General features: G+C 45.9%; 9 protein-coding genes. 7 read left to right on the forward strand and 2 right to left on the reverse strand.

Annotated elements, in window-relative coordinates:
• The first annotated feature begins 423 nt into the window (after positions 1 to 423).
• From HMPREF0240_RS13865 to HMPREF0240_RS13895, 7 genes are all read left to right on the forward strand, one after another.
• Positions 424 to 1,755 carry a putative DNA modification/repair radical SAM protein gene (locus tag HMPREF0240_RS13865; RefSeq protein WP_009004048.1) on the forward strand — a complete coding sequence of 444 codons (1,332 nt, stop codon included), beginning with the start codon at positions 424 to 426 and terminating at the stop codon, positions 1,753 to 1,755.
• A 13-nt stretch (positions 1,756 to 1,768) separates the two neighbouring features.
• Entirely contained in the window at positions 1,769 to 2,530 is a 762-nt protein-coding gene (locus HMPREF0240_RS13870; protein WP_009004049.1) for a TIGR03915 family putative DNA repair protein, read from the forward strand.
• A gap of 123 nt (positions 2,531 to 2,653) precedes the next feature.
• A complete protein-coding gene (locus HMPREF0240_RS13875) occupies positions 2,654 to 3,097 on the forward strand; it encodes an NfeD family protein (protein WP_009004050.1) in 444 nt (147 codons plus the stop codon).
• A 3-nt stretch (positions 3,098 to 3,100) separates the two neighbouring features.
• Positions 3,101 to 4,033 carry an SPFH domain-containing protein gene (locus tag HMPREF0240_RS13880; RefSeq protein WP_009004051.1) on the forward strand — a complete coding sequence of 311 codons (933 nt, stop codon included), beginning with the start codon at positions 3,101 to 3,103 and terminating at the stop codon, positions 4,031 to 4,033.
• A 90-nt stretch (positions 4,034 to 4,123) separates the two neighbouring features.
• On the forward strand, positions 4,124 to 4,846 hold the full coding sequence (locus HMPREF0240_RS13885) for a LytTR family DNA-binding domain-containing protein (protein WP_009004052.1): 723 nt from the start codon (positions 4,124 to 4,126) through the stop codon (positions 4,844 to 4,846).
• Positions 4,839 to 5,690: an ATP-binding protein gene (locus tag HMPREF0240_RS13890; RefSeq protein WP_009004053.1), complete on the forward strand. Its 852-nt coding sequence runs from the start codon at positions 4,839 to 4,841 to the stop codon at positions 5,688 to 5,690. The genes HMPREF0240_RS13885 and HMPREF0240_RS13890 overlap by 8 nt, the downstream gene beginning before the upstream one ends.
• A 73-nt stretch (positions 5,691 to 5,763) precedes the next feature.
• Positions 5,764 to 8,139, forward strand: coding sequence for an ATP-dependent DNA helicase (locus HMPREF0240_RS13895; protein ID WP_009004054.1), 2,376 nt, complete (start codon positions 5,764 to 5,766; stop codon positions 8,137 to 8,139).
• 80 nt (positions 8,140 to 8,219) lie between these two features.
• Here HMPREF0240_RS13895 and HMPREF0240_RS13900 read toward each other — a convergent pair whose 3' ends face one another.
• Both HMPREF0240_RS13900 and HMPREF0240_RS13905 read right to left on the reverse strand, forming a co-directional pair.
• A complete protein-coding gene (locus HMPREF0240_RS13900) occupies positions 8,220 to 10,100 on the reverse strand; it encodes a DUF4914 family protein (RefSeq protein WP_009004055.1) in 1,881 nt (626 codons plus the stop codon).
• A gap of 335 nt (positions 10,101 to 10,435) precedes the next feature.
• Complete coding sequence (locus HMPREF0240_RS13905) at positions 10,436 to 10,855, reverse strand: Hsp20/alpha crystallin family protein (protein ID WP_009004056.1); 420 nt, start codon at positions 10,853 to 10,855, stop codon at positions 10,436 to 10,438.
• Positions 10,856 to 11,220: the final 365 nt, after the last annotated feature.

The following is an 11,220-nucleotide window of genomic DNA, read 5'->3' on the forward strand; positions in this document are numbered from 1 at the left end:
TGTGAAAAAACAACCTGTCCTGTTGGAAATGCTTTTAGCGAGCATAGCAGCAGTTAGAGGAAATCCACAAAATCAGCGTGAAAAAAGCAGCTTCCGAAGCTGCTTTTTAGAACACCTGAGCCGCTTAATCATCAGATTAAGCGGTGAATGTGTTCGGTTCATGCTTATTTTGCGGATTTCCTCTTACTGCTGCTTGGCGCAGCGGCTGTATTTCCAACAGGACAGGTGTTTTTCACAGTCCGTCCCGGCTCACGGTAAGCGCCCCCTCCATCCGCTCCCGAGTCTAAAGCTCGTGAGCTAAATCCCGATTTTGTATTGCCAATGAGTGGAAGATATGGTATTATGAGTAATAAATAAGAACACATGTTCGAATTTTCTGAGCGGAATTATTTGAAGATAGAACCAGAAAAGGAGTGCACGGAGATGGCAGAGATTATTCAGGAACAGATGTCTATGTATGATAAACTGCAGATTTTGAGCGACGCCGCGAAGTATGACGTGGCCTGTACCTCGAGCGGGGTAGACAGGCAGGGTGACGGAACTGGAATGGGAAACTGCAAAAAGTCGGGGATATGCCACAGCTTTTCGGCAGACGGAAGATGCATCTCATTATTGAAGATTCTGTTTACGAATGAATGTATTTATGACTGTAAGTACTGTATCAACCGGGCGTCCAATGATGTGGTGCGAACCTCTTTTACGCCGGATGAGATTTGTACTCTGACTATGGAGTTTTACAGGAGGAATTATATAGAAGGCCTTTTTCTTAGCTCAGGGATTCTCAAGACCCCGAACTATACGATGGAGCTGATCTATGCAGCGCTGTATAAGCTGCGCAGAGAGTGTAATTTTCAGGGATATATTCATGTGAAGGCCATTCCCGGAGCAGACCAGGGACTGATCCAGAGGATAGGATTTTTAGCAGACAGAATGAGTGTCAATCTGGAACTTCCCACGGCCGAGAGCCTCCGTCTTCTGGCACCACATAAGAGCAGAAAGAATATTCTGGCACCCATGCGCCTGGTGCAGCAGAGGCACAATGACAACAAACAGGAGATTGTTCAGTATAAGAATGCTCCGCGCTTTGTTCCGGCAGGGCAGAGCACGCAGATGATTATCGGCGCTACACCGGAGACGGATTACCAGATTCTTAATGTGGCGGAGTCTCTTTATAAGAAGTTTGAGCTGAAAAGAGTATTTTATTCCGCCTTTGTTTCCGTGAATGAGGACTCGGCGCTTCCGGCCAGAACCGGAGAGGGACCGCCCCTCCTGCGGGAGCATAGGCTGTATCAGGCAGACTGGCTGCTGAGGTATTACCAGTTTGAGGCTGCCGAACTGCTGGATGAGAAGAATCCTAATTTTAATATTTTTCTGGATCCTAAGTGTGACTGGGCGCTCAAGCATCTGGAATATTTCCCAGTGGAAGTTAACCGGGCAGACTACAGTATGCTTCTGAGGGTGCCGGGGATCGGGGTAAAGTCTGCCACCAGGATCGTGAAGGCGAGACGGATGGGAACTCTGCAATTTGAAGATTTAAAAAAGATGGGGGTCGTATTGAAGCGGGCACTTTATTTTCTGACCTGCAGCGGCAGGATGATGTACAAAACAAGAATAGAAGAGGATTATATTATGAGGAATCTGCTGAATACGAAGGAGAAGCTGCCCGATTCCGTGACAGGAATGACTTATCGGCAGTTGTCCCTGTTTGATGATATGAATTTCAGGGAAGCGCAGGTTCCAAACATGTTGGGGTAAAAGAGGAGCAGATATGAAACAGGTTTATATTTGTTATGATACAATTACGGGCATCTTTTCCGCAATTCACGATGCCTGGAAAGAGAGCCGGGACGGCGAGGCCGGAATAGCGCTGCGGGGCTGCATGACACCGCAGCTGTTCTGTGAATACAGGGAGACAGAGGAATCTGAAAAAAAGTCAATTGCAGTTGAGCGGCTGATAAAGCAGAATCTGGGGTATAATACTTACTGGGATATCTACCATGCTCTTCTGGCAGAGGATTCCGAGAAAGCGGATGCTGTGTACAACGCCATGCTGGCAGCAAGAACTATAAAAGACAGCAGAAAGATCATGGAGCATCTAAGCAATCCATTTGTTGCAAAAGTATTCGAGCTGAGCAGAAGTGTAGCCAACGAAGCCCATCTGTTTACGGAGTTTATACGCTTCAGGGAGCTGGAGAATAAGGTCCTGCTCTCGGAGATTACTCCGAAGGGGCAGGTACTGACATGCATCGCGGATCATTTCACCAATCGGTTTCCGCTGGAGAATTGGATGATCTATGACAAAACGCACAAGGTTTTCCTTGTCCATCAGGCAGGAAAAAGCTGGGTTCTTGTACAGGGAGAGGAACTGAATCCGGAGACCGCGGGAAGGGTATCGGAGAAAGAAGAAGAGTTTGAGCGGCTTTGGAAAGGATTCTGCAGTTCAATCTCGATCAAAGAGCGTGAAAATCTGGCCCTGCAGAGGTCTCATCTGCCGATTCATTTCCGACAGGATATGACAGAATTTCATTAAAACAGGATTTCACTGCATTCACGCAAAAAGTATTGTATAATAGAATAAGCTGGATTAACATATAACTATCATCAGGAAGGGTTATAAAACCGGATGAAATAAAATCTGAGAGAAGGGAGAAGTATGGAGAGAGAAGCTTTTGTATGGCTTGGACTGTTGATTGTTTTTCTGGTAATCGAGATTATTACGGTCGGGCTCACGTCGGTCTGGCTGGCCGGAGGCGCTTTGGCAGCGCTGCTTCTGAACATTGCCGGTTTGAATCTGATCTGGCAGGTTGGCGCATTTTTCGTTGTCTCATTTTTACTTTTGTTTTTTACCCGTCCATTTGCGGTAAAATACATAAACGCCCATCATGAGAAGACCAATTATGAGGGCGTTATAGGTAAAATAGTCAGGGTGACGGAGACCGTGGATAATCTGGCTCAGACAGGAACAGCAGTTGTCAATGGACTGGAGTGGACTGCAAGGGCGGAAAAGGACGAAGACGTTCTGGAGCCCGGAGCACTGGCTAAAGTGGTAAGCATTTCCGGTGTGAAACTGATAGTAAAGAAATATGAGGAGGAATAGATTATGGGACTTTGGATTGGAATTGCTATACTGATTATAATACTGTTAATCCTGGTTGCGAATATCAGGATTGTACCACAGGCACACGCATATATACTGGAGCGTCTTGGCGGTTACAAAGATACATGGGGGGTTGGTCTGCATTTTAAAATTCCGATTCTGGACAGAGTTGCAAAGAAAGTATCATTGAAGGAGCAGGTAGTAGATTTTGAACCTCAGGCCGTTATTACAAAGGATAACGTTACCATGCAGATTGATACGGTCGTTTTCTTCCAGATTACAGACCCGAAACAGTATGCGTACGGTGTTGAAAGCCCGATCGCAGCGATTGAGAATCTGACGGCAACCACACTGCGTAATATTATTGGTGATCTGGAACTGGATGAGACACTGACATCCAGAGAGACGATCAACTCCCAGATGAGAACATCTCTTGATATTGCAACTGACCCATGGGGTATCAAAGTAAACCGTGTTGAATTAAAGAACATTATGCCGCCAAAAGCGATTCAGGATGCGATGGAGAAGCAGATGAAGGCAGAGCGTGAACGAAGAGAAGCAATCCTGAGAGCGGAAGGCGAAAAGAAATCCACGATCCTCGTAGCAGAAGGTGAGAAAGAATCCGTGATCCTTGAGGCAGAGGCAGCAAAGCAGGCGGCAATCCTGAAGGCAGAGGCTGAAAAGCAGAAGAGAATTAAGGAAGCAGAAGGCCAGGCTGAAGCGATCAGATCCGTACAGCTGGCTACAGCAGATGGCATTAAGTTTATCAAGGATGCAGGGGCTGATGATGCAGTACTGACGATCAAGAGCCTGGAAGCGTTTGCGAAAGCTGCTGACGGCAAGGCAACCAAGATTATCATCCCATCCGAGCTGCAGGGAATAGCCGGTCTGACAAAGACTATTTCGGAAATCGCACATTATGAGAAGACGGAATAGTACGGCGTGAGTGAACAGACACATTCAGGGCCGGAATCGCGCAATATGAGATGGCGTGCCGCAGGACAGTAAAAGAAGCAGGAGCAGGATATGGCAAGGATTTTTGTATTGGAAGATAATAAGCAGAGCAGAGAAGCATTGAAGAATATGCTCTGCCATATATCGGCTGACATAACGGTGGATACGGCGGCAGACCTGGCAAAAGCCAGGCTGCTGCTGCATAGCACCGTTTCTTTTGATTTATTTTTACTGGATGTGAATCTGGTAAAAGAGGACCGGGAGGATTCCTCCGGACTTGTTTTTGCGGAGGAGATACGCAGCATTATCAAGTATGAATTTACGCCTGTGGTTATGATAACATCGGTTGCCGCCCTGGAAATCGAGGCCTTTCGTAAAATCCACTGTTATCAGTACATTTTGAAACCCTATAGCGAGGATGAAGTAAAAGCTGTAGTTAAGAAAGTGCTGTCTCATGTACGTGCGGAAGAAAAACCGTATATTATTGTTAAGAAAGATGGAATCAATTATAAGATCTTGTGTGAGGAGATCGTATACTGCAGGGCAATTCCCAGGGGGATCTGCCTTTATCTGAAGGGAGAGAAAATGGAGGTTCCATATCTCTCCATACGGCAGCTTATGGACAAACTGCCAAAGCAGGAGTTCTTCCAGTGCCACAGGATGTTCGCTGTAAATAAGGCGTATGTAAAATATTACGATCTGGTGAATCAGATCATACAGGTAGAGGGATATCAGGAGGGAATCGATATCGGTGTTACCTATAAGACGGAGGTCAGGAGGCTGTTAAATGAATAAATCAGTGAAAAAATTCTTTTACAGGTTCTTCTGTTTCCTTTCTCTTGCAATCGCAGTGTATCTGGTGATAGATCTGAAGATAAGCGGAACCCTGGATTTCAAGATGATCATTGTATTTATTCTCTTTCTTGCGGTCATCATCTGGGGGACAATTGACTGGAAGATGAGCAATGATATCATTCGGGAGCAGGAAAAGGAACTGAAGATGTATCAGCTCTATATTCAGCCGATGGAGGAACTGGTTAAGGAAATCAGGGCGAAGCAGCATGAATTTGACAATCATCTGAATGCCATACTGAATATGCATCTTACTGTGGAAACTTATGAGGAACTTGTCGGCAGACAGTCCGAGTATGTGAAAGCGATCAGCAGAGATGGGGGGAACCGGTATCTGCCGTTGCTGAGAATTAGCGATAAGGTTCTGGCCGGGTTTCTTTACAGCAAGATTGTAAGCTCCCGGGAAGATATTGAGACGGAGATCGAGGTGCGCAGCAAGGAAATTATTTCGAGAGTATCAGAACACAGTCTGATCGAGATCGTTGGAGTTCTGGTGGACAATGCGTATGAGGCGTGCCCGGATGTGGGCGGCAGAGTGCGTATGATTCTGGATTCGCGGCAGGATCACCTTATTTTTCAGATATTCAATCAGCACGAAAAGATTTCACTGGAACAAATCGGACATTTTTTTGAACATGGATTTACTACAAAAAGTAAGAAAAGGGATGACCGGGGGCTTGGTCTCTACCGCGCAAAGCTGCTGGCGGAGAAAGCCGGCGGTGAGATCACTGTGGGGCAGGAAGAAATAGGAGGAGAGAATTATATTCAGTTTGCTGTTGTGATTTAGATTGCATCAGGTAATTAACTGGTACCTGATTTAAGAGTGGCTTTTCCAGGATGGACGAGGTATAATAACACACATGGAAGAAAAAGAACTAATCAAAATATCTGTCCGTAATCTGGTGGAATTTATTCTGCGTGAGGGGGACATAGACAACAGAACAGGGGGCGGTATGGACAAAGAGGCCATGCTGCAGGGAAGCAGAATCCATCGCAAAATACAGCGGCGTATGGGTTCTGATTATCGTGCAGAGGTTTCTCTCAAGCTGCAGATTCCCTGTGAAGGATTTATTCTTCAGGTTGAGGGGCGGGCCGACGGAATCATCGAAGATGGGCAGGGAAGCATGATTGATGAAATTAAAGGTGTCCTCAGGGAGATGGAACATATCGAAGCCCCCTCCAATGTACATCTGGCACAGGCCAAGTGTTATGCATATATTTATGCCCTGCAGGAGAATCTGAAGAAGATCCGCGTGCAGATGACCTACTGTAATCTGGAGACGGAAGATCTGAAAAGATTTACCCAGGAGTTTACTAGGGAAGAGCTGGAAGAATGGTTTATAGGACTGGTCAGAAAGTATGAAAAGTGGGCAAAGTTTCAGATTGAGTGGAAGTCCGGGCGGAATGTATCTATAAAAAGTGTGGAGTTTCCTTTTGATTACCGGGACGGCCAGAGAGAAATTGTGACATCTGTCTACCGTACGATACTTCGTAAGAAAAAGTTATTTATACAGGCCCCCACGGGAGTTGGAAAAACCATGGCAGCCGTTTTCCCGGCGGTGAGAGCCATGGGAGAAGGGTTCGGTGAACGTATTTTTTATCTGACGGCAAAGACGATTACGAGAACGGTGGCAGAACAGGCATTTCTGACGCTGAAGGAACAGGGACTCCGGCTGAAGGTGATTACGCTTACTGCGAAGGAAAAAATATGTTTCATGGAAGAGACTGCCTGCAATCCTGACAGCTGCCCTTATGCAAAAGGACATTATGACAGGGTAAATGATGCCGTGTTTGACATGATTATGAATTCGGATGACATGAGCAGGGATGCCATAGAGAAACAGGCCCAGAAATATAATGTCTGTCCATTTGAAATGGCACTTGATGTTTCGGTGTGGTCAGATGCGATTATCTGTGATTACAATTATGTTTTTGATCCCAATGCCCATTTGAAACGCTTTTTTTCTGAAGGGAATAAGGGGGAATATCTGTTTTTGATCGATGAGGCCCATAATCTGGTCGAACGGGGACGCGAGATGTACAGCGCAGCACTGTATAAAGAGGACGTGCTTGAGATCAAACGTCTGGTGAAGAACGAAGATCCCGGGCTGGCAAAAAGGCTGGAGGAGTGCAATAAGCAGCTGCTTATGCTGAAGAGAGAGTGCGAGAGCTATCAGATTCTGGAAAGCGTGTCCCATATTGCGGTGAAGCTGATGAATGTGATGTCTGGCCTGGAGGAGTATCTGGAAGCAGTTCAGAGTGAGGAAAAAAGAGAGCAGGTGCTGGATTTTTATTTCCAGGTCAGGGACTTTTTGAATATTCATGATATCCTGGATGAAAATTATGTGATCTATACGGAACTTGAACGTGATGGTCGTTTCAGAGTAAAATTGCTCTGTGTGAATCCTTCCGTGAACCTGCAGACTTATCTGGAACAGGGTAACAGTACCATATTTTTCTCGGCCACACTGCTGCCAATCCATTATTATAAGAAGCTTCTCAGTGTGGAGAGCGATGACTATGCTATTTATGCGGAATCTTCTTTTCCAAAAGAAAACCGCCTGCTTCTGCTGGGTACCGATGTAAGCACGAAGTATACCATGCGGGGAGCGGACATGTATGAACGGTTTGCCAGATATATTCTGAGTACAGTGGCGGGCAGAAAAGGGAATTACATGATCTTTTTCCCATCCTACCGGTTCATGGAGGATGTATATGATTGTTTCCAGAATATAATGCAGGGGCAAAATGATATTGAATGCATCATCCAGTCACAGTTCATGGGAGAGGAAGCAAGGGAGATCTTTCTGGAGACATTTGAAGAAGAGCGTGAGTGCAGCCTGGTGGGATTCTGCGTGATGGGCGGCATCTTTTCAGAGGGCATTGACCTCACAGAGGACAGGCTGATCGGGGCAGTGATTATTGGAACAGGACTCCCGCAAGTGTGCAATGACAGGGAGATACTGAAACAGTATTTCGACAGCAGACATATGAAAGGGTTTGATTATGCCTATCTGTACCCGGGGATGAATAAAGTACTGCAGTCTGCCGGCAGAGTCATCAGAACTGAGAAGGACCGGGGTGTAATTATTCTGCTTGACGAACGGTTTATGGGGAGACAGTACCGGGAGATCTTTCCACGGGAGTGGGAGGGATACCAGGTCTGCAGGATAGAAAATATAGGAACAAAAATAGAAGCATTCTGGGAGGGGGGAGGCTCCGGGAAGCATCTCTAAATAACCAGTATATTTATTAAAATGAGCCATATACCTTTTAAAGAGAGGTATACGGCTCAATACATTTAAAATTAGCCGGCTTATGGCTGGAGTCCTAATGGTATGATATCGCAGTAATCCTCTGCGGTACCTCTGTTTTTAAAACATTCCAGAATCTCTTTTCCAATCGGATGAAGTTCCTCTGCATCGTAAACAGAAAGCTCTTTCTCGAAGAAATCGTAAAGAATACCGGCTCCCTTATCGTACCCTGCTTCTCCCAGGGTTTCCTGATTTTCCGGACGAAGGAATTTGGAAGAAATGGACTGGCCGTCTACTTTCATTTGCTTCAGTGAATAACCAAGCAGGGAGCAGCGGGCCGGTGTCAAACGGTCCATTTTCATATTTACACCGCCGCGGCGGGCCAGGTATTCGCGGGAAATCCATTCTGCAGCGAAACCTACTTTGTAAATTCCGATATGCTGGTTGGGGATCAATACATATCTCGTTTTTGGACAGCTTATGATCTGCTCTAAAAGATAATTTGCCTGTTTCACCCGTTGTCCGGTCGCAAATGGCCAGTAGGAACCAACTCCTTCTGCGGCCAGCGGAGAACTGCCGTTAATGCTTGGATTGTTGTATCCACGCGGCGCTACCAGGCGCCACAGCCACGCGATTGCAGGCGGAATGACCTGCATCAGTCCGAGAATACCGTAATCCGGGTGTTTTGCCGTGGTTGGGGGAGTCCGCACACCAAAGCTGCGTACATTGACTTCTACCGGGGTGGTAACGATGTTTGGAATTAATCGGCGCGGGATGATGACTCGTGGATTCGGGCATGGCTTTCCATCTGATTCAATAGTATGATCCCACGGCAGGCATGTCGAACGTGGGATCGCCTGAAGATTAAAAAATACCAGAGGTTCTTTGGAATGAACAGCAATTTTTTCATAGAGCGGGTCACATCCATACTCTGTAATTCCGTCGACCCGGACAAACCATCCATCTTCACCATCGGTAAGCGCCAGTTTCCCGCTTCCTGTCTGAATGCGGGGGTTACAGTTGGCCATGTCATCCGTAACCGGTTCAATCGTACAGGTATCGCTCATGCTGATAAAGCGCTTATCTCCAGTCACTGTATTGACACCAAGAAGGACGCGGCCATCTGATTCACGGTGAACATCCTGCAGCAGTTCACTCTTACCGCCTCCAGATGCACCTTCATGCATCATGACGATTTCATTTTCATAGGGGGTTATAATGCGTGCTGCCGATGCATGCGCTGTCACCCAGCCTTCCTGCTCACCGATATCGAGAAGTACGCTGTAAATCCCTTTTTTGGCAGACGGTCCCGGATAAAGATTGTAGGAAAACACTTCATGCAGCTCGTTGGAACGGCAGTGTACACAGACCTGCCTGCCGTTAAAATGAGTATGCCGAAATGGCGGTGCCACATAGACGATTGCCCGCGGCCTGAAAGGTTCTTCAATCGTTCTGGCATTTACAAACGCCTGCAGCTGAGAAACGGCAAATGCGAAAAAAGCAGCGTTGCGGGGGCAGACGAGCAGTGAACTGTACCCATACTCAACCCCACCGGCTTTAAACGGTATGATGATTAACTCCTGGCCTGCAAGCCATTGAAAAGTCTGCTCTTTAACCGAAGAAAATTCATAACCGTAAGTATCTTTGAACCGCAGCTTATCTGTCGGCAGGTCATCCCCGATCCGCATTGAATCTGCATCACGGCGGCGCATATAGTCTTCTGTAAAATTGACGGCGGCACCATTGCGGCAACGGGCGACCGTGGCTTCTAACACCATCTTGCCGTCTGCGTTATAGAGGACTTCAATTTCATCGGTGTGCTCATTTCCAAAAATCAGTTCAAAAAGCATCTCTTTGCTTTCCGGAATGATCACACTTGGGCTGTTGGAGACAATGGTTTCAAGTTCTCTGGGGAGAATAAATTTTTTGATCAAGGAATGCATAATGTTTTCTCCTAACTTTCATTTTGACATTTTTGAGATTTTTCTTTTTAGGGTATTTCAGAGTACTTTACCACCTTTCACATAATACTGTCAATATGTTTTTGCAGGATTTAAGTCAAAAACTTGCATTTATGGATTTGGAAGAATTATTTGAAAATCAGAATGAGGATCTGTATAAATAGAGATGTATGAAAGCAGAAGGAAAATCCCAAAAAAGGATTTCCTCCTGCTTTTACTTAAATGGGGCGGGGATGCCACCCAATAGCTATGTGTTAGCTATTTTGCGACATCCCCTTTGTTAATATTGTTAGAAAAGGCAGACGAAATGGTTTCATTTACTCTATTGTAATATATTTAGGCTGTTCTTCGATTGCTTTTGGAACCTCCTTGGGGACGGACAGACATAATACACCGTCTTTGAATGAGGCTTTGATGTCTTCCTGTTTTAACTGGTCTCCGACGTAGAATCTGCGGTTGCAGGAACCTGTGTAGCGTTCTTTGCGGAGACAGTTGCCTTTTTCATCTTTTTCTTCCTGGCTTTCTTCGCGAGTGGCGGTTATTGTGAGATATCCGTCCTTCAGATCGGCTTTGATATCTTCTTTCTTGTAGCCGGGAAGCTCCATTTCTACGAGGTAGTTGTTGTCCTTCTCGTGAATGTCTGTTTTCATGATCTGTGTTGCTGCGTTGTCGAATGATCTTTCGAAAAATGGATCTTTAAAGAAATCATTTAAAAAACTTCTGTTTGATAATAACATAGTTCATACCTCCTAAAAATTAATTTGTTATCTTTGTTCTATGTGTAATATAGCACAAGGCTGTTAGCACTGTCAAGAGATGAGTGCTAATTTATAATTTGTTAATAAATTCGGGATTTAGCTCACGAGCTTTAGTCTCGGGAGCGGACGAAGGGAGCGCTTACCGTGAGCCGGGACGGACTGTGAAAAACACCTGTCCTGTTGGAAATACAGCCGCTGCGCCAAGCAGCAGTAAGAGGAAATCCGCAAAATCAGCGTGAACCGAACACATTCACCGCTTAATCTGGTGATTAAGCGGCTCAGGTGTTCTAAAAAGCAGCTTCGGAAGCTGCTTTTTTCACGCTGATTTTGCGGGTTTCCTCTAA

This window comes from Clostridium sp. D5 (genome assembly GCF_000190355.1).
GTDB classification, from domain to species: domain Bacteria; phylum Bacillota; class Clostridia; order Lachnospirales; family Lachnospiraceae; genus Faecalicatena; species Faecalicatena fissicatena_A.

Coding starts and splice junctions, on each gene's coding strand:
- HMPREF0240_RS13875 (WP_009004050.1), top strand. CDS start 2,654: ATGGAGAGAGAAGCTTTTGTATGGCTTGGACTGTTGATTGTTTTTCTG.
- HMPREF0240_RS13895 (WP_009004054.1), top strand. CDS start 5,764: ATGGAAGAAAAAGAACTAATCAAAATATCTGTCCGTAATCTGGTGGAA.
- HMPREF0240_RS13885 (WP_009004052.1), top strand. CDS start 4,124: ATGGCAAGGATTTTTGTATTGGAAGATAATAAGCAGAGCAGAGAAGCA.
- HMPREF0240_RS13870 (WP_009004049.1), top strand. CDS start 1,769: ATGAAACAGGTTTATATTTGTTATGATACAATTACGGGCATCTTTTCC.
- HMPREF0240_RS13865 (WP_009004048.1), top strand. CDS start 424: ATGGCAGAGATTATTCAGGAACAGATGTCTATGTATGATAAACTGCAG.
- HMPREF0240_RS13880 (WP_009004051.1), top strand. CDS start 3,101: ATGGGACTTTGGATTGGAATTGCTATACTGATTATAATACTGTTAATC.
- HMPREF0240_RS13905 (WP_009004056.1), bottom strand. CDS start 10,855: ATGTTATTATCAAACAGAAGTTTTTTAAATGATTTCTTTAAAGATCCA.
- HMPREF0240_RS13890 (WP_009004053.1), top strand. CDS start 4,839: ATGAATAAATCAGTGAAAAAATTCTTTTACAGGTTCTTCTGTTTCCTT.
- HMPREF0240_RS13900 (WP_009004055.1), bottom strand. CDS start 10,100: ATGCATTCCTTGATCAAAAAATTTATTCTCCCCAGAGAACTTGAAACC.